The organism is Rhodospirillales bacterium (assembly GCA_016710335.1).
Classification (GTDB): Bacteria; Pseudomonadota; Alphaproteobacteria; order Rhodospirillales; family Defluviicoccaceae; genus JADJXQ01.
The window spans coordinates 269545-287665 of the sequence record JADJXQ010000005.1; the positions used below are offsets into that span (position 1 = coordinate 269545).

Consider the following 18121-nt stretch of genomic DNA (forward strand, 5'->3'; position numbering starts at 1 on the left):
ACGACGGAAATGAGAGCGTGCGGACCGACCAACGTCCGAGGATCTGGAGATCAGCGCCGGGCTGCGTCGCCTCGCTGCAGCCGCTCCACATCCAGGACGATGTGCAGCACCTCGCCGGACTTGCCGAGCGGCGGCAGGCGGTCTCCGTCAACGTGCACATCGAGGCCGCCGGCGTTGCCGACCGTCATCCTAAGATCTGCCTCGTTCGGGACGCTGTAGACGTCTCCCGGCTCCATAAGCTTGCTCATCAGGCGCTTGCCGCGGCTGTCCTTGACCTGGACCCATGTGGTGTCGTTGGCCTGCAGGATGATTCGCGCCGAAGCGACCGATTGAGCGGCGTCCCCGGTTAGCGCCGACGTGCTGAACGCGGTGCGCGGTTCCGCCGCAAAGGCGTCCGCACCCACGCGCGGGGCCTGCGCTACGCCCGTTTCGGCCGGACGGTTGAAGGTGTCAAGCAGCCCGCCTCGATCGAGGCCGGTGGTTGACGGATCCGCCGGCAGGTCGAGCGGCGGAGCGTCGTTCATGGCGATCGTGGCCTGCCCATTAGCAGCGGCGTCCGGCTCCGCGCCAGGGGTCCCCACAGGCCGTTGCCCTCCCGGTTGCGTCGCGCTTGCATCCGCGAGTTGTGTCTCAACAGCCGGAGGTTCCCAGGGGTCGCCCCACAGATCACTTCCGGCGCGGCCCTCGTACGCCATTTCCACCACGGCCGTCTCGTCGTGGTTCGGCGTCAGCGCTGCCAATCGCTCCGGCACCGGCGCCACCAGTTCGGCGACGAATCCATCTTTCGTTGTGCTGGCGTACCAACCTCCATAGGCAACCACCGACAACAGCAGGCCGACAAGGATAATACCGGTGCGCGGCGTGCTGCTTTTGTAGATGGGGGTCGGGAACTGCAACGCCACTGTCGCCGCCGGGGCTTGCGCCTCGGCGCGATAGCGGCGCACCGCCTCGTCGCCGTCAAGATCGAGATATTCGGCGTAGGCGCGAATGAAGCCGGCGGCATAGGGAGATCCCGGCAAGGTGTCGTAGCGTCCGGCTTCGATGGATCGAAGGAAGGATTCGCGAATGCGAAGCGTGGATGCCGCCTCTTGCAGGTTCACCCCCTGCTTCTCGCGGAAGGCGCGCAACGACGGGCCGATGCCCGCTTGTTGATTATCGTTCTCACTGTCGGTCATCGACCGCACCCCTGCTTCTTCGACGGCCACCGCTCGCGGCGACGAGTTCCGATAGCGCGCTTCACTGGTTGCCACACTGCCCCAGGGATCAACGACAGCTCGGCGCGGAAGTTCCGGTGTTCTACTGCATCTTGACTGAAACGTCTTGCCCGAAACGTCTGGCCCGAAACGTCTTGCCCGAAACGTCTGGTTCAAACGACTTGAAGGACTTCGCCACGATTGCCAGCAACTATCGTCAAAAGAGTGCCTTACGCCGGCACAAGAGTCAAATGATGACGCCGTGGTCCCGAGCAAACGCCGCCAGGCTGGCGCGCACGCTGAGTTCGTTACTCGTGCGCAAGGTTCTGACGTAGTCTTCAACACCGGCTAAATTCAGATTTCTGATCATCATCTTTATAGGTCCTATTCCCCGCGGCGGCACCGACAGCGCCCGGAAGCCGATGCCGATCAACGCCATTGCGTCGACCGGCCGCACCGACATCTCCCCGCAGACCGTGATCGGCACGCTCGCAGCCGAGCACTTCTCGACCAAATCAGCGAGCACGTTGAGAACGATCGGACACAGCGGGTCGTAGCGCTCCGACATCTGAGGGCTGCCGCGATCGCAGGCGAAGAGGAACTGGAGCAGGTCGTTGGTGCCGACGGAAACGAAATCGGCGACCGACAACAGCGCCGGAAGCTGAAACAGCAGGGAAGGCACCTCGACCATGGCCCCGACCCGCACCGACCTCGGCAAGGTCCCGCCGCGCTCCGCTTCTGCCCGCCATTCCTTGTCCAGAAGGCGACGCGCCGCGTTGAACTCCTCCACATGGGCCAGCATCGGGAACATCACCGCCAGGTCGCGTCCCGCCGCCGCCCGGATCATCGCCGAGAGCTGGTGACGCAGAAGCGCCGGGCGGTCGAGCCCGACCCGGATGGCGCGCCAGCCCATCGCCGGGTTCTCCTCGTCCCCGTGCTGCCACGACGACAGGACCTTGTCGCCGCCGACGTCCAGGGTCCGGAAGATCACCGGTTTGTCCCCGACCTGCTCCATGACCCTGCGGTAGAGCTGCTCCTGAACGTCCCGCACCGGCATTTCGGAGCGTACCAGGAACGGGATCTCGGTGCGGTAGAGCCCGACGCCGTCGGCGCCGTAGGCTTCAAGATGCTCGAGATCGACGAGCAGCCCCGCATTCATATGCACGCCGATGCGAACGCCGTCACGCGTCACAGCCGGCAGGTCCCTGGCCTTTGCGTATGCGGCCTGACGTTGCATTCGCGCCGCCTGACCGGCGATGAACGCGGCGCTGATGTCGTCGCGCGGGTGCACGAACACCTGGGCGCGATCAGCATCGACGATCACCGGGTCGCCGGGATCGATTCGCGCCAAAGCATCGCGGACGTGTCCGATGACGGGCACGTCGAGGGCGCGCGCGACGATGATCGCATGCGCCGTCATCGACCCCTCTTCGAGGATCAGGCCGCACAATCTATTGCCTTGGCGAATGCCCTGGCGATTGTCCTCGCGGCTGCCCTCGCGGCTGCCCTGGTAGTTCAGCAGCTCCGTCGGGCCGATGTTGCGGGCGACCAGAACGATGCCCTGATCGGGCGCCGGCATCGTCCCGGCCGCCGGACCGCCGAGCAGATGCTGCAGCAAGCGGCTGGCAAGGTCTTCGAAATCGTGCACCCGCTCGCTCAGGTACGGATCCGAGGCTTGCCTGAGGCGCGCCCGGATCTCGTTCGTGGTCTTCTGAACCGCGGCCTCGGCGGTCAGCCCGGTGTCGATGGCGTCGCCGATGCGGCGCAGCCACCCTGCATCGGCAGCGATCATTCGATAGCTCTCGAGAACGTCGCGATAATCATCGTGCGCATCCGCACCGGCGGCGCCGACCAGATCGTCGAGGCTTACACGCATCTCGGCGACCGCGGACTGCAGCCGCCCATGCTCGACCTGCGGATCGTCGCCGACGAACCTGCGGATCGTCTGCCAGGGCCGATGATGAACGGCGATGCCGATACCGATGCCGTCGTTCAGGCCGAGGCCCTCCAGCCGGCGCGGCATCGTCGCTATGTCCTCCGCCGGCGCCAGTTCCTGCCTGTTGACCAAGTCCCCGCCCAGCACCACCTGCCCCAGTACCATGGCCACCGTCTGCAGGGCCTCGACCTCGTCCTCCCGGTAGGTGCGGCGATCGACGGACTGCACCGCGAGCACGCCGATCACCCGCGCGTAGCCGAGGATCGGCACGCCGAGAAAGGAATGGTAGATTTCCTCGCCGGTTTCCGGCCGGTAGACGAAGCTCGGATGTTTCTGCGCGTCGGCGAGCGCCATCGGCCGGCCCGTTGCGGCGACCTTGCCGATGAGGCCTTCGCCGAACCGGAGCCGGGTGACATGGACGGCTTCGCGCTTCAAACCCTCGGTGGCGAACAGTTCGAGGACTTCCCCGGCGCGGCGGACATATATCGAGCAGACTTGGGCGTCGAGTTCCGCGGCGATGACGACGACGATGCGCGCCAGGCGAGACGGGCCGTCGCCCTCGCCCGCCATCACGTCGCGCACCTTGGCCAGCAACTGGCGAAACGCGAACATCGGCCGACTCTCGTTCATTCAGCGCTCAATATATGATGATCGAGATATGATGATCGAGATACCCCGATCAGAGCTGATTGGTCTCCGGAGCGGCGCGGGCGGCCAGCGCCGCCACAGCCTGGGCGACGAGTTCGTCGATGATCTCCTCGGTTGTCTGCTCGCGCTCGACCATGCCGACGCTCTGCCCGGCCATCAGCGAGCCGTTCTCCACGTCGCCGTCGATGACTGCGCGCCGCAGCGCCCCCGCCCAGAACAGCTCGATCTCCAATTGCGCCTCGTCGAGGGTCAGCTCGCCGCTACGGAAGCGCGCGGAGACGGCGCACTGCTTTTCCATGAAACGCCGCGTGCCGTTGTTGACCAGGGCGCGCACCGGGATGACGGGGAGGTCGGGATCGACCTGCGTGGTGGTCACCGCGTCCCGGGCGCTGGCCCTGAGGAACGTCTTCTTGAACGCCGGATGGGCAATGGATTCCGCCGCGCACACGAACCGTGTGCCGAGCTGACAGCCGGCGGCGCCCATCTCCAGGTACGCCAAGATCGCCTCGCCGCGTCCGATGCCGCCCGCAACGAAGACCGGGACGTCACGCATATGGGGCAGGATCTCCTGAGCCAGAACGCTGGTGGAGACCGGGCCGATATGGCCGCCGGCTTCCGCGCCTTCGACGATAAGGGCGTCGGCGCCGTTGCGGACCAGCCGCTTGGCAAAGCCAAGGGCCGGCGCGAAGCACATCACCCGCGCGCCACCGTCCTTGATCCGGCGAATGGCCGAGCCCGCCGGAAGGCCGCCGGCGAGGACAACGTGGCCCACCTGCGCGGCGAGGCAGACGTCGATGAGCCGGTCGAGATCCGGGTGCATGGTAATCAGGTTGACCCCGAACGGTCTCGCCGTCAGCGCCTGGGTCCTTTCGATTTCCTGCTCGAGCGCTTCGGGATCCAGCGATCCGCAGGCGATGACGCCGAAGCCGCCGGCGTTGGAGATGGCGGCGACGAGATGGTGCTCGGAAACCCACGACATCGCACCGCCCATGATGGCGGTGCGGGTGCCCAGAAATGCAGATCCGCGCCGCCACAGGTGATGGAGCCCTGCCGCCTCATCGGCCGGCGGTGTCGCCGCGATGACGGCCTCAGGCGACATCGAGACCGTACGCGGTGTGGAGTGCGCGCACCGCCAGTTCCGTGAACATTTCTTCGATCAGAACGCTCACCTTGATTTCCGAGGTGGAGATGACCCCGATGTTGATGCCTTTCTCGGCGAGCGTGCGGAACATCAGTTGCGCCACCCCGGCGTGGCTGCGCATGCCGACGCCGATCACCGACACCTTCACCACGTCCGCGTCCCAGCGGAGGTCCGCATACCCGATGGTGTCGCGATGGCCCTGGATGACCGCAACCGCCCGCTTGAGGTCCGCCTTGGTCACGGTGAAGGTCAGATCGGTGGTGTTGCCTTCGGCGCCGACATTCTGGACGATCATGTCGACGTTGATGCTGGAATCGGCGAGCGGCCCGAAGATCGCGGCGGCGACCCCCGGACGGTCGGCGACGCGGACCAGGGTGATCTTGGCCTCGTCCCGGCTGTAGGTGATGCCGCTCACCAGTTGCTGCTCGATCAACTCGTCGTCTCCCACCACAAGAGTACCGGGCACATCATCGAACGCCGACAGCACCTGCAGCCGCACGCCGTGGTTCATCGCCACTTCCACCGCCCGGGTCTGCAGAACCTTGGCGCCTTGCGACGCCATTTCCAACATTTCCTCGAAGGTGATTGTATCCAGCTTGCGGGCCCTCGCAACGATGCGCGGGTCGGACGTATAGACGCCGTCCACGTCGGTGAAAATGTCGCAGCGGTCGGCGTTCAGCGCCGCGGCGAGGGCGACGGCGCTGGTGTCCGAGCCGCCGCGGCCAAGGGTGGCGATGCGGTTGTCCGGCGCCAGGCCCTGGAAGCCGGCCACCACCGCGACCTCGCCCCGATCGAGCCGGCAGATCAGTTCCGTGCAGTCGATGTCGAGGATGCGCGCCCGGCCGTGTGCGGCGTCGGTGCGCACCGGAATCTGCCAGCCCTGCCATGAGCGCGCGGCCACGCCGAGATTCTGCAGGGCGAGGGCCAGAAGCGCGGTGCTCACCTGCTCACCGCTGGCGACCACCGCGTCGTACTCGCGGGCGTCGTGGAGGCCGCTGACCGCGGCGACCAGTTCCACCAGCTTGTCGGTGACCCCGGCCATGGCGGAGACGACGACGGCGACCTGATGCCCCGCGTCCACCGACTTTTTGACGGAGCGGGCGACGGCGCGTATGCGCTCGATGTCGCCGACCGACGTGCCGCCGTATTTCTGGACCAGTCGCGCCATTCTTCAACCACTCCTGTCGAGAACCAGCCGCCGGCGGATCGCCAGGTCAGATGACCACTTCAAGGGGAGTCTGTGGCGGCTCGCGGCGTAGCGAAGTCGGAGCCTGTTGCAGCTTTGCGGCGCCGCATAGATACTCGCTGGCGCCTGCGGGTGCAAGCAGGGTGCCGCCAACGGAAGGGTCCTGGAACGATGGGTAAGGATGCTGCAATTGTGCCGCAGGGCGCTCTGGCGACGGCCGTGCCGGACGAGCTTCGCCGGTTCGCCGCCATTGCCGATGCCTGGTGGGACCCCGACGGCGATTTTCGGCCGCTGCACCGCCTCAACCCGGTCCGCATTGCGTATGTGCGCGATCACCTCGTTCGGCATTTTTCACGCGATCCGTTGAGCGTCCGTCCTCTCGCCGGGCTGGAGGTGCTGGACATCGGCTGCGGCGGCGGCATCATTGCCGAGCCGATCAGGCGACTTGGCGCCCGCGTTACGGCCATCGATGCGGAGCAGCACAGCATCCGCATCGCTGCCGCCCATGCGAAACTCTCGGACCTCGACATTGATTACCGCCACGCCGCGCCCGAGGATCTGGTGCGTGAGGGCAGGCAGTTCGACGCGGTGCTCGCCCTCGAAGTGGTCGAGCATGTGGCTGATCTCGACGCCTTCGTCGCCGCCACCGCCGGCCTGATGCGGCCGGGCGGCGCTCTCGTCGCGGCGACCCTCAACCGCACCCTTAAATCGCTGGCGCTCGGCAAGGTCGGGGCCGAGTACATCCTCCGCTGGCTGCCGCGGGGAACCCACGATTGGCGAAAGTTCGTGCGCCCGGCGGAGCTTTCCGCGGCATTGCGGCGGCACGGCCTGGCGGTGCGGGATCTGGCCGGAATGACCTACAACCCGCTGATCGACCGCTGGTCCCTGAGCGACGACCTGGCGGTCAATTACCTTGTGTTCGCGACAGACGAAAGCTGATCTGGCGTTCACGACCGACGGGGACGGACTCCCCAATGCCGTCGTTGCGGCGCGACGAAGTCGGTTGAGAGAGCAGAGTCTGCCGGGGTCATCCGTTGCGGCGCGGCAGCAGGGGGAGCGGACAGATCTCGATGCCTTCGTCGCGAAGTTCGCGCGCCGCTTCGACGTCCGCCTCGCCATAGATCCCTCGAGCGTCGGTCTCGCCATAGTGGATGCGCCGGGCCTCTTCCGGGAAACGATCGCCCACGTCGTCGCAAGTGCTGACGACGTGCCGGCGAAGCTGTTCCAGGGCGACCCGCAGCGCCTCATGACGCAAAGGCGGCGAGCCTGAAGCCGCCGGGCTTGACGACTCCGATCCCTCGCCTTCCTGGCGCTGCCCGTGATCGCGGCCGCCGCGCGACGACGTCGCGATGTGCGGGGCCATCGGCGCTTTCACGACGGCGGCGTCGCCGCAGAACGGGCACGCGACTTCGCCCTCGGCCGCCTGCTGCTCGAAGGCCGCGCTGTTGCGAAACCAGGCCTCGAACCGGTGCCCCTGCGAGCAATCGATATCAAAAACAATCATCGCGCTTCCTGTTCTCCCGGCAATATAGCCCTGTGACCGGAAAACGCCAGCCGCGCGGCCGCCCCGCGCCGATTCCCTCACCCATCCCAGTCCCGTCTCATGCCGAAGCATTACTCATTAGGGGTTGCATATTCCCGTGAGAGTGGTATAAACCACGGCGAGTGAGAATGCAAATGGTGCAAGGCATGGCTGCAATTGGATCCGGTGCGCTGGTCGATCTTGTCTCGGATTTTTACGGGGCGAGCATGGATGGGCGGTTTTGGCCGACGGCGCTGATGAAGCTGCGGGAAGCGGTTGACGCGAGCGCGTGTGCATTGGCGTGGCATGATTTTGGTTTGGGGACGGGCGGTCTTGATCAGTCGGTTGGGTTTGACGTTGAGTCGGTGCGGTCCTACGCCGACTACTACGGCCGGCTCAACCCGTGGCTTCACAAGGAGGACGCGTTTCTGACGCCGGGGACGGTGTGGAGCGGCGGCGATCTGGTGTCCGAGGAGGAGGCGGGTTCGAGCGAGTTCGTGCATCACTGGCTGCAGCCTCAGGGCCTCGGTCCGCAGCTGTTTGGGGTGCTGGAGCGCCAGGGCAGCCGGGTTCTGTATCTGGTGCTGGCGCGTCCGGCCAGCCGCGAGGCGTTTTCCGGCGACGACGTGGCCCTTTTGCAACGGCTGCTGCCGTACCTGCAGCGGGGGTTGCGGGCCGGGCAGTTGCTGCGCCGCACTCAGCATGTGCGCCAGGCGGCTCTCGATGCGCTCGACGTGATGCCGATCGGGGTGATCCTGTTGTCCGGCGGCGGGATGGTTCTGGCTGCCAACCGCGTCGCCCGCGAGGTGATGGCGGCCCGCGACGTGCTGTCGGTGGGGCGCGGCGGGCTCGAGGTCAACCGCGACGGCAGACAGGTGCGGTTCCGCGATATCATCGCCGAGACGGCCAGCGCCGCCGAGAGCAACCGCCCGCCGGATCTTGTCGCCTTCTCCGTGGCGCGCGCCGCCAGCGCCCGCCCGCTGTCGCTGATGATCTGGCCGACCCGCGAACGCGACCCCGACCAGGGGCTCGACGCTCCCGCCGCCGTCGTCTTCCTCGGAGATCCGGATCGCTCTGCCGACGTCGACGAAGGCCGCCTCAAGCAACTCTACGGCCTCACCACCGCCGAGGCCCGCGTCGCCGCCCTGCTCGCCCGCGGCCACCGCCTCGACGAAATCGCCGAAATGCTCGGCGTCGCCTACGAAACCACCCGGAAGCATCTGAAGCAGATTTTCAGCAAGACCGGCAACACCCGCCAGGCCAACCTGGTCCGTGAAATCACGACCGGCCCCGGCGGCCTTGGATTCTAGTTCAGGCCAGGCGGGACCGATTAGAACTGGGGCAAATAGGCTCGAGTTTCGGCACTGGCTTGTGCACGTTCCTTATCGTTCGGCATGAGGTACAGTCCCGTCGACCCGATACCTCGCCCTCTGCGCCGCGCAAGAGTGAGCGTCGTTGAGAGCGAGCCTGTCCGAGGGGAGCCTCTGAACGCTTGCCGCCGAGCGACTTTTGCGCTACCGCATCGACTCCACGCCATGCCACAGCTCAAGCTCGGAATTCCCAAAGGGAGCCTGGAAGCCGCGACGGTGGAGCTGTTCGCTCACGCCGGCTGGACCATTTCGCCCCGCGCCCGCAACTACTTTCCCGCCATCGACGATCCGGACATTGCCTGCGCCTTGGTCCGTTCGCAGGAGATGGGATCCTACGTGGCGCGCGGTGCCCTCGACGTCGGTCTCGCAGGCCTGGACTGGATCCTGGAATCCGAAGCCGATGTCGAGGTGGTCTGCGACCTGGTGTACTCCAAGGCCTCCAGACGGCCGGCCCGGTGGGTGCTGGTGGTCGATCAGGAATCGCCAATTCGTCAATTGGAGGACCTGAATGGGAAGACCATCGCGACCGAGCTGGTTGGCTACACGCGGCGCGTGCTCGCCGAGCGCGGAATTGACGCGCGGGTCGAGTTCTCTTGGGGCGCTACCGAAGCCAAGGTGGTGGAGGGTCTCGCCGACGCGGCGGTGGAGCTGACCGAGACTGGCAGCACCATCCGCGCCCACGGGCTCCGCATCGTCTGCGACATCCTGGAGACCCACGCCGTACTCGTAGGGAACCGGACGGCGCTCGGCGACCCATGGCGCCGCGACAAGATCGACCAGATCGCGCTTTTGCTGTCAGCGGCCTTGGCGGCGCGCGGCAAGGCGGTCCTGAAGATGAACGTCCCCGTCGATCGCATCACCGCCGTCACTGCTGAGCTCCCCAGCCTCCAGGCGCCGACCGTGTCCCAGCTCACCGACGATGCGTGGCTGGCGGTCGAGACGGTGGTGGACCGGCACACGGTGCGGTCGCTCATCCCGCGTCTCAAAGCGGCCGGCGCGAGGGGGATCCTGGAGCTCGAGCTCAACAAGCTGTGCTGAAAGCGGCCAACTTCCACGAGGAGCGGACACCATGGTGACGGTTTATGCCATCGACGGGGTTGTGCCGGTGGTCGACCCGACGGCGTTCGTCCACCCGCAGGCGACCCTGATCGGCGACGTGATCGTGGGGCCGCGCTGCTACATCGCGCCCCACGCGTCGTTGCGCGGCGACATCGGCCGCATCATCATCGGCGCGGGCGCCAATATTCAGGATGGCTGCGTCCTGCATTGCTTCCCGCGCGCGGAGTGCATCGTCGAGGACTGGGGGCATATCGGCCACGGCGCCAAGCTGCACGGGGCGGTGGTCCGCCGCAACGCGCTGGTCGGCATGAACGCAGTGCTCATGGACGGATGCGAGATTGGCGAAGACGCCTTCGTCGCCGCCATGTCGTTCGTTCCGGCCGGGCTCAAGGTCCCTGCGCGAACCTTGGTTGCCGGCATCCCCGCCGCCATCCGCCGCCCGTTGACGGACGACGAGATCGTCTGGAAACGCCGTGGCACCGAGGAGTACCAGCGCATCGCTGCCCGCAGCCTGGCGACGATGCAGGCGGTCGAGGCTCGGACCCAAGTCGAGGCCAACCGCCCCATCCTCGATGTGGACGCGCACCACCCCCTCCACATCGCCCGCCAACGTCGTTGATATTCTTTCGCTGGCATCCCGCTGCGTGCCGGAAGCCGTCGACAGCGATCAATGACGACGTCGACGAACCCTCGAACGGAAGATTGGCCGCGCCGCGTGTTGACGACGCGGCCCTATCATCTGCCCGGCGGCAGGGAAGCGATTTGACGAGCCGTCAGCCGGACTTTCCCGTAATGCCAACAAGCCTTGGCAGACCCGCTGGAGCGGGAGGGTGAGGGTTTTTGCGGTCGCCACGGCGGTCGCCTGCCATGTACTTACGGAACGAGTGCAGCGGCGCATTCAAAGAATGCACCGCTGCACGTAACATCTTCACTCCCGCGCGCACTATGACCCATTCGACTGCTTCGTTCGAATGGGCCTCTGCACTAGGCGATCGCGCTCATCTCCAGGTAGTCGAAGCGGCCGTATTCGCCGTAATCTCTGGTGGTGCTGATCTCAATCACGCTGTTGTGGTTGACACTCGCGGTGACGACGAACGTGTTCGGGCCGTCGTCCTGATCGAAGTTCCAGCTGCCCACCTCGACCCCGTCGACCGAGATCGACCCGGTTCCCTGGCCGTCGTCTTCGTCCCCGTAGGCGGCGGTCAGCTTGTAGGTCCCGGCCACACCGCTGAAGTCGAACTTGGCTTTACCGGTGTTGAAGGTCTTGACGACCTTGCCTCCGGAGGCCCAATTCTGGTCTTCCACGACATACCGTGAGAGCTGCATGTTCTCGGCTTCGTAGCGCACCACCTCGCCCGTGGGCGTTCCACCGCCATCGGGAGGCGTTCCACCGCCATCTGGCGGCGTGCTGCCGCCATCTGGCGGCGTGCTGCCGGAAGCGCGCAGCTCGGCGTAGTCGAGCCGCCCGTACTCTCCGGCGTTCTGCGTCGTCTTGAGCTGCACGATGTCACCGGTCTGCAGGCTCACCGAAACGACCCGTTCATAAATACCGTCCGGTTGATTGAATGACCAGGTGTCGACCTGCTCACCATCGACGATGATCGACCCGCTGCCCACCCCGTCGTGTTCGTCGAGGTAGCCTACCGCCAGATCGTAGTCGCCGCTGGCGCCCGTGAACTCGAACTGCGCCGTTCCCTTGTTGAAGGTCCGGATCCACGCCCCGCCAGAGGCAACCGATGCCGGGTTGACCGAAAAGCCGTTCAGATCCATGTCCTCGGCTTCCAGCCGACCCGACGCCAGTCCCGGCAGATCCCCGCCGTCCGGAGGCGTTCCGCCGCCATCGGGAGGCGTGCCGCCGCCGTCGGGGGGCGTGCTGCCGGCAGCGCGCAGTTCGGCGTAGTCGAGCCGCCCATACTCCCCGGCGTTTTGCGTCGTCTTGAGCTGCACGACGTCGCCGGTCTGGAGGCTCACCGACACGACGCGCTCATTGAAATTGTTCTGCTGATCGAATGCCCAGCTGTCCACCTGCACGCCGTCGACGATGATCGACCCGCTGCCCGCGCCGTCATCTTCGTCGAGATAGCCTACCGCCAGATCGTAGTCGCCGCTGGCGCCCGTGAACTCGAACTGCGCCGTTCCCTTGTTGAAGGTCCAGATCCAGGCTCCACCGGAGGCAACCGATGCCGGGTTGACCGAGAAGCCAGTCAGTTTCATATCTTCGGCTTCCAGCCGGCCCGACGCCAGTCCCGGCAGATCCCCGCCGTCCGGAGGCGTTCCACCGCCGTCCGGAGGCGTTCCACCCCCGCCGGGAGGGGTCCCGCCGCCGTCGGGAGGCGTTCCGCCGCCGGTGGATGGAGGAGCGGCGCTGGTGGTCGGCGGGCTACCTTCCGGCAGTACGTCGAAAAAGTCCCAGCGGCCGTACTCGCTCTGGTCACGGGCCGTTGTCACTCGAATCTGATCGAGAAACGTCAGGTCGACAGGAACATGCAGGATGTGCCAGCCACCGTCGTCCTGGTCGAATTCCCAGCGGACGATCTGGTTCCCATTGATGCTGATCGTGCCGAAGCCCTGCCCGTCGTCCTCGTCGAGATACCGCAGATATATATCGTAGGCGCCACTCTCCCCGCGAAAGTCGTAGACGCCGATGCCATCGCTATACGTGGACACGATCTTGCCATTGGAGGCGCTCGGTTCGTCCACGATGCTATAGCGCGCGCGGGCCACGTTCTCCGCCTCGTGCCGGAGACGTTCATCCGCGCGCGGTGTCTCTATTGCCATTACTCCTCCTAGGATCCTGTGAAATTCCCGGTAACGTTGCAATCACTACCACAGGTCGTACGTATTGACTACTAAAATTGTAAGCAAATGCCCGCGACCGCGATTGCGTTCTTAATTCCTTGAAACATAATGCGTCAAGGGCGTTCAGCGATGAACCAATCGAGGAAACGCCGCGATCGCTGGCCTAGACGCCGGCTCACCCCGCTTATCAGGCACCTGCCGCCTTGCCCGGCTTATCGTGCCCCCGCCTTGCCCGGCTTATCGTGCCCCCGGCTTACCCGCTTGTGTGCCCCCGCCGCCTTACCCGGCTTGACGGGCGTCGCCCCCGATCTGTTGCTCGAGGCGCTGGACGCTGCGGCGGGCGATGCGCGCTTGGTTGTCGGCGCCGGCCCGCTGAAAAACCTCCAGCGCCCGACGGTAGGCGGCCAGGGCTTCCTGGAGCCGCGACGGCGCCTGCTCACGATCGCCAAGGCTCCACAGCGCCGCCGCCATGTTGGCCTGGGTCAACGCCCAGTGCAGCGGCAGGCGCTCGTGCGCACGCACCTGCAGTGCCTGGCGGTAGGCTTCGACCGCCTCGACCAGGTGTTCGCTGCCGTCCTCCTGCTCACCCCAGTCGCGCAGGGTGGCGCCGAGGCTGTCTTGCGTCATCGACCAGGCGAGCGGAAAGCGCTCGCGGGTGCGCACTCTGAGCGCGGCGCGAAACGCCGCCACCGCCTCCGCCAGATAACGGGCGTTGTTTTCGCGGACGCCCAACAGATGGAGCGCGTTGCCGAGGGCAAATTGCGTCGCAGCCCAGTCCAAGGGCAGACGGTCCGGCGTGTACACCCTGAGCGCTGCCTGCAGGGCGTTGATCGCCTTGCGGAGCCGCTGCGCACCCTCTTCGCGCTTGGCAAGCGCAGTCAGTGCGGCGCCGAGGTTGTGCTGGCTCATGGCCCATTGAAACGGCAGTTCGTCCCACGTGTACACTTCCAGCGCCGCGCCGTAGGCGGAGATGGCGGCTTCCAGTTGCGATGTCCCTTCCTGGCGATGGCCAAGGGTGGATAGCGCCGCGCCGAGCCGGTTTTGAGTGGCGGCCCAATCCAACGGCCGGCGGCCGCGGGTGGTCACCTGCAGCGCCGCGCGGTACGCTTCAACCGCGCCTTCCAGAGACGCCGTTCCCTGCTCCCGATCCGCCACCGTCATCAGTGTGTCGCCGAAGTCGATCTGAGTCTCGGCCCAATCCTGCGGAAATCGCTCGCGGGTCAGGATGCCGAGCGCGGAGCGGTAGTGCGAGGCCGCCTCCTTCAGATCCGGCAACCGGCCCAGCCGAGCCCCGGCGACGGACAACACCTTGGCGAGGCCGCTTTGCGCCTTCGCCCACTCCACCGGCAGATGGTCGCGGTCGTAGACCTCCAGCGCCGCCTGATAGGCGGCAACGGCTTGCTCGAGCACCTCCCGCCCCTCGCCCCGCTCACCCAGGACACGGAGCGCGGCGCCCAGGTAGCTCTGGGTCTTGGCCCAGTGCAGAGGCAGGCTGCCGCGGACGAGAACCTCGAGTGCGGCGCGGTGAACCCTCGCCGCCTCATACAGGCGCTCCGTCCCCTTCTCGCGGGCGCCGAGGGTGCGGAGCACGACGCCGAGGTTGTTCTGGGTCATCGCCCACGATACCGGAAGACGGCTGCGGGTCAGCACGCCGAGCGCCCGTTGGAAGGCGGCGACCGCTTCCTCGAGATGGCGCACGCCCTCGCCGCGTTCCCCCAACGCATACATCACGACGCCACGGTTGTTCTCGACGTACGCCCAGTGGATCGGGAACCGGGTGGGGGTGTAGACGGTCTGCGCCTCACGGTGCGCAGCCAGCGCCTCGCCGATGAATCCCACCTGTTGCGTCTGCTCGCCGACCGACCACAACGCCCGCCCCAGCGCGTTCTGCGTCATCGCCCACATCTGCGGCTCGTCGGCCTTGTCGATATCGCCGAGCGCGTCCCGCAACAGCTCCACCGCGCGGAGCAGCCACTCCGGCTCCCGCAGCAGGCCGCCCGCTGCCGCGATGGCGATGCCGTAGGCGGCACGCATGCGCTGATGCACGGTGGCGGCAAGCCGGGGCGCCGTCGCTTCGATGACGTGGGAGGCATCCTCGATGGCCGGCACCAGATGCGAGGCGAGGGTGCGCGCCTGATCCTCCGTCATCGGATCCGATGCGGCCAGCGCCACCATGTAGAGGACCTTGCCCAGATCTTCGTCGAAGTCGTTGGGCAGGATCAGGTTGTCGCCGATGGACCGATACGAGCGCACGTCGCCGCGGGGCGTCAGCGCGGCCGACAGGAAACGCAGGAACAACAGGCGCTGCTCCCGATCGACGCGGCCCCAAATCAACAAATCGGCGCCGGCGTTGCGGACGGTCGCCCGGCCGGTGCGCAGCGCCGCCGCCAGGCCATCGACTGAATCCGCCGCCCCCTCCGCCGACAGCACCGCACCGGTGCGCTGCACGATCAGCCCCGGCCGGTTCTCCAGATGACGTTCGATGTGGCGGGCGTGCCGCTGATCGGCGTCGTCGTCGGCGAGATCGGCGATCATCACCGTGAACGGCCGCGTCTCGCCCAGCAGCGCGTCCATAGTCGTCGGCCGACGGAACAAGCTCCACAAGCGGTTCGCTGCCAGCGCCATGTCGTGAGCACTCCCCCGAATTGGTTGCAGCCACTATAGGACGGGGCAACCAAGAGCGAAAGCGAAGACCACGCCGGTTTGACGCAGCCGGTCGGGATTACGTCACGGACTAGAAATCGATGCAGCGCCCCTTGCGCTCCCAGTCGCCGAACCGGGTCGGATCGGGGCCGGGAGGGCCGCCAACTTCCGGCGCCGCGCCCGGTTCTGCCTCCGTCGCCACGTCCTCGGCCGGAACGGGCGTCTCGTCCGCCGGCGGCTCGCTTTCGACGTGCGGTTCGTCGAGGGCCGGCCTTGTGTGGTCGTCGGGTTTGGTCATCGCGATTCCGTCACATACATTTACATTTGTCTGCCGTCCCCTTGCGGGGCGGATTCTGCGAGATTACTAGACTCTGCGGACAAACCGACGCCAGTCTTTTCTCCCGGGCGGCGGACGCAACGGACAGAGAGCAACACCTGACAGCCATGAGCACCTTCAAGACCGGACTCCTTCTTGCAGCATTGACGGGCCTGTTCCTTGCCGCCGGATTCCTGCTCGGCGGCCAGAACGGAATGCTGATCGCCTTCGTGATCGCGCTTGGCATGAACGTCTTCGCGTACTGGAACTCCGACAAGGTGGTCCTGCGCATGTATGGCGCCCGCGAGGTCGACGCCCGCAGCGCGCCGGAGTTCTACCGCATCGTTCACGATCTCGCGCAACGGGCCAGCCTGCCGATGCCGCGCGTCTACGTCATCGATAATCCCCAACCCAACGCGTTCGCGACCGGCCGCGATCCGCAGCATGCCGCGGTCGCCGCCACCACCGGCCTCCTCAACATGATGAGCGCCGAGGAGATCGCCGGGGTCATGGCGCACGAACTGGCACACGTCCGCAACCGCGACACCCTGATCATGACGGTGACCGCGACCATCGCCGGCGCTCTCGGGATGCTCGCCAACTTCGCCCTGTTCTTCGGCGGCAACCGCGACAACCCGCTTGGATTTGTCGGCACCATACTGGTCATGATCCTGGCGCCGGTGGCGGCGATGCTGGTGCAGACCGCGATCTCCCGCACCCGGGAGTACAACGCCGACCGCATCGGCGCCGAGATTTGCGGGCGGCCGGCGTGGCTCGCTTCGGCGCTGGAGAAGCTGGAGACGGCGAGCCGACGCATCGACAACCCCACGGCCGAGCAGAACCCGGCGTCGGCACATCTGTTCATCATCAACCCGCTGCACATGCGGTCGGTCGACGGCCTGTTCTCGACCCATCCGAGAACCGCCGACCGGGTGCGCAGGCTCCGCGAGATGGCCGTCGACCTGCGTCAGGCCGGTCCTTGGGGTTGAAGCCGCGGCCGGAGGGAGGCGCAGCAAGCACGGGAGCGGCGGCGCGTCGGGTCGCTCTCGACCTCCTGCACCGGGTCCTCCGCCGCCGTCAGCCGCTGGATGAAACCCTGGACGCGCATCCCGGCATCGAGGCGCTGGCGGGGCGCGATCGCGCCTTCGCGTACACCCTGGCCGCGACCACGCTCCGTCGCCTCGGCCAGATCGATGCGCTCGTCGACCATTGCCTCAGCCGGCCGCTCGGGGACCAGGCAGAGACGGTGCACGACATCCTGCGCCTCGGCATCTGCCAGCTGGTATTCCTGGAGACACCGCCGCACGCCGCCATCCACACCAGCGTCGAACTCGCCAAGCGGCGACGGCAGGTGCGCCATCTCGGCCTGATCAATGCGGTGCTGCGCCGCGTCTCCCGCGAAGGTGCGGCGGTCATCGCTGGTCAGGATGCCGCTCGGCTCAACACGCCGGATTGGCTGTGGCAGTCGTGGACGGGCGCATACGGGGCGGAAACGTGTCGAGACATCGCCGCCGCTCACCTGGTCGAGCCGCACACCGACCTGACGGCCAAAGGCGACCCCGACGAACTGGCGCAGCAGGTGGACGGGCGAATCGTAGCGGCGGGGACGGTGCGAGTCGATCATCGCGGGCCGATCATCGGCCTTCCCGGCTTCGCGACAGGCGACTGGTGGGTCCAGGATGCGGCGGCGGCGCTGCCGGCGCGCCTGCTCGGCGAGGTGCACGGTCGACACGTCATCGATCTGTGCGCCGCGCCGGGCGGCAAAACCGCACAACTGGCCGCCGCGGGCGCCCGCGTCACCGCCGTGGATCGCTCGCCGCGCCGCCTCGCCCGCCTTGCCGACAACCTGACGCGGCTGGGGCTGTCGGCGGAGACGGTGTCCGCGGATGCGCTGGCATGGCGGCCGCCGGCGTTGGCCGACGCTGTGCTGCTGGATGCGCCCTGCAGCGCCACCGGCACCATCCGCCGTCACCCCGATGTCGCGCGGATCAAAACGCCCGAGGATGTGGCGATGCTGGTCTCCGCTCAGAAACAGCTTCTTCGGGCTGCAACGGAGATGCTGGCCGCCGGGGGACTCCTCGTGTACAGCGTCTGCTCGCTGCAGCCGGAGGAAGGTCCGGACGTGGTCTCTGCGGCGGGTGCGGAAAACGACCAGCTTGCCGTCGAGCGCTTGGACCCGGCGGTGATCGGCGGCATCGGCGGCTGGGTAACGCCGGAGGGGGCGCTGCAAACGCTCCCCTGCCACCTGGCCGACGAGGGCGGCATGGACGGTTTCTTCGCGGTGAGGCTGCGAAGGGCCTGACCGCCA

At 66.8% G+C, this 18121-nt stretch carries 14 protein-coding genes; 6 read left to right on the top strand and 8 right to left on the bottom strand.

The window, feature by feature from the left end; all coding sequences use genetic code 11:
• Window positions 1-50 precede the first annotated feature (50 nt).
• The 4 genes from IPM60_10995 to IPM60_11010 all read right to left on the bottom strand — a co-directional run bounded on the left by IPM60_10995 (window position 51) and on the right by IPM60_11010 (window position 6086).
• Window positions 51-1175, bottom strand: coding sequence for a helix-turn-helix domain-containing protein (locus IPM60_10995; protein ID MBK8908403.1), 1125 nt, complete (start codon window positions 1173-1175; stop codon window positions 51-53).
• 265 nt (window positions 1176-1440) lie between these two features.
• Window positions 1441-3759 carry a phosphoenolpyruvate--protein phosphotransferase gene (ptsP, locus tag IPM60_11000; protein MBK8908404.1) on the bottom strand — a complete coding sequence of 773 codons (2319 nt, stop codon included), beginning with the start codon at window positions 3757-3759 and terminating at the stop codon, window positions 1441-1443.
• A 49-nt stretch (window positions 3760-3808) separates the two neighbouring features.
• Window positions 3809-4876, bottom strand: coding sequence for a nitronate monooxygenase (locus tag IPM60_11005; GenBank protein MBK8908405.1), 1068 nt, complete (start codon window positions 4874-4876; stop codon window positions 3809-3811).
• Window positions 4866-6086, bottom strand: a complete 1221-nt coding sequence (locus IPM60_11010; protein ID MBK8908406.1) for an aspartate kinase — start codon at window positions 6084-6086, stop codon at window positions 4866-4868. Before IPM60_11010 ends, IPM60_11005 begins: the two co-directional genes overlap by 11 nt.
• Window positions 6087-6275: 189 nt before the next feature.
• Here IPM60_11010 and ubiG point away from each other — a divergent pair, with 189 nt between their 5' ends.
• The gene (ubiG, locus tag IPM60_11015; protein MBK8908407.1) at window positions 6276-7043 is read left to right on the top strand and encodes a bifunctional 2-polyprenyl-6-hydroxyphenol methylase/3-demethylubiquinol 3-O-methyltransferase UbiG; all 768 of its coding nucleotides are present in this window, start codon (window positions 6276-6278) and stop codon (window positions 7041-7043) included.
• Between the two features lie 88 nt (window positions 7044-7131).
• Here the strand turns inward: ubiG and IPM60_11020 are convergent, their stop codons facing one another.
• Window positions 7132-7608 carry a DUF1178 family protein gene (locus tag IPM60_11020; protein ID MBK8908408.1) on the bottom strand — a complete coding sequence of 159 codons (477 nt, stop codon included), beginning with the start codon at window positions 7606-7608 and terminating at the stop codon, window positions 7132-7134.
• Window positions 7609-7793: 185 nt separating this feature from the next.
• On the opposite strand from IPM60_11020, the gene IPM60_11025 reads away from it, so the two are divergent.
• From IPM60_11025 to IPM60_11035, 3 genes are all read left to right on the top strand, one after another.
• The gene (locus IPM60_11025) at window positions 7794-8936 is read left to right on the top strand and encodes a helix-turn-helix transcriptional regulator (GenBank protein MBK8908409.1); all 1143 of its coding nucleotides are present in this window, start codon (window positions 7794-7796) and stop codon (window positions 8934-8936) included.
• Window positions 8937-9161: 225 nt separating this feature from the next.
• Window positions 9162-10034, top strand: a complete 873-nt coding sequence (locus IPM60_11030) for an ATP phosphoribosyltransferase (protein MBK8908410.1) — start codon at window positions 9162-9164, stop codon at window positions 10032-10034.
• Between the two features lie 31 nt (window positions 10035-10065).
• A complete protein-coding gene (locus IPM60_11035) occupies window positions 10066-10674 on the top strand; it encodes a transferase hexapeptide repeat family protein (protein ID MBK8908411.1) in 609 nt (202 codons plus the stop codon).
• 365 nt (window positions 10675-11039) lie between these two features.
• Here IPM60_11035 and IPM60_11040 read toward each other — a convergent pair whose 3' ends face one another.
• From IPM60_11040 to IPM60_11050, 3 genes are all read right to left on the bottom strand, one after another.
• Window positions 11040-12833, bottom strand: coding sequence for a hypothetical protein (locus IPM60_11040; protein ID MBK8908412.1), 1794 nt, complete (start codon window positions 12831-12833; stop codon window positions 11040-11042).
• A gap of 300 nt (window positions 12834-13133) precedes the next feature.
• A complete protein-coding gene (locus tag IPM60_11045) occupies window positions 13134-15479 on the bottom strand; it encodes a tetratricopeptide repeat protein (protein MBK8908413.1) in 2346 nt (781 codons plus the stop codon).
• Between the two features lie 109 nt (window positions 15480-15588).
• The gene (locus IPM60_11050; protein ID MBK8908414.1) at window positions 15589-15795 is read right to left on the bottom strand and encodes a DUF1674 domain-containing protein; all 207 of its coding nucleotides are present in this window, start codon (window positions 15793-15795) and stop codon (window positions 15589-15591) included.
• Between the two features lie 146 nt (window positions 15796-15941).
• Between IPM60_11050 and htpX the strand changes: the two genes are divergently transcribed.
• The gene (htpX, locus tag IPM60_11055) at window positions 15942-16802 is read left to right on the top strand and encodes a zinc metalloprotease HtpX (protein ID MBK8908415.1); all 861 of its coding nucleotides are present in this window, start codon (window positions 15942-15944) and stop codon (window positions 16800-16802) included.
• On the top strand, window positions 16799-18115 hold the full coding sequence (locus tag IPM60_11060) for an MFS transporter (protein MBK8908416.1): 1317 nt from the start codon (window positions 16799-16801) through the stop codon (window positions 18113-18115). The genes htpX and IPM60_11060 overlap by 4 nt, the downstream gene beginning before the upstream one ends.
• Window positions 18116-18121: the final 6 nt, after the last annotated feature.

Coding starts and splice junctions, on each gene's coding strand:
- IPM60_10995 (MBK8908403.1), bottom strand. CDS start 1,175: ATGACCGACAGTGAGAACGATAATCAACAAGCGGGCATCGGCCCGTCG.
- ptsP (MBK8908404.1), bottom strand. CDS start 3,759: ATGAACGAGAGTCGGCCGATGTTCGCGTTTCGCCAGTTGCTGGCCAAG.
- IPM60_11005 (MBK8908405.1), bottom strand. CDS start 4,876: ATGTCGCCTGAGGCCGTCATCGCGGCGACACCGCCGGCCGATGAGGCG.
- IPM60_11010 (MBK8908406.1), bottom strand. CDS start 6,086: ATGGCGCGACTGGTCCAGAAATACGGCGGCACGTCGGTCGGCGACATC.
- ubiG (MBK8908407.1), top strand. CDS start 6,276: ATGGGTAAGGATGCTGCAATTGTGCCGCAGGGCGCTCTGGCGACGGCC.
- IPM60_11020 (MBK8908408.1), bottom strand. CDS start 7,608: ATGATTGTTTTTGATATCGATTGCTCGCAGGGGCACCGGTTCGAGGCC.
- IPM60_11025 (MBK8908409.1), top strand. CDS start 7,794: ATGGCTGCAATTGGATCCGGTGCGCTGGTCGATCTTGTCTCGGATTTT.
- IPM60_11030 (MBK8908410.1), top strand. CDS start 9,162: ATGCCACAGCTCAAGCTCGGAATTCCCAAAGGGAGCCTGGAAGCCGCG.
- IPM60_11035 (MBK8908411.1), top strand. CDS start 10,066: ATGGTGACGGTTTATGCCATCGACGGGGTTGTGCCGGTGGTCGACCCG.
- IPM60_11040 (MBK8908412.1), bottom strand. CDS start 12,833: ATGGCAATAGAGACACCGCGCGCGGATGAACGTCTCCGGCACGAGGCG.
- IPM60_11045 (MBK8908413.1), bottom strand. CDS start 15,479: ATGGCGCTGGCAGCGAACCGCTTGTGGAGCTTGTTCCGTCGGCCGACG.
- IPM60_11050 (MBK8908414.1), bottom strand. CDS start 15,795: ATGACCAAACCCGACGACCACACAAGGCCGGCCCTCGACGAACCGCAC.
- htpX (MBK8908415.1), top strand. CDS start 15,942: ATGAGCACCTTCAAGACCGGACTCCTTCTTGCAGCATTGACGGGCCTG.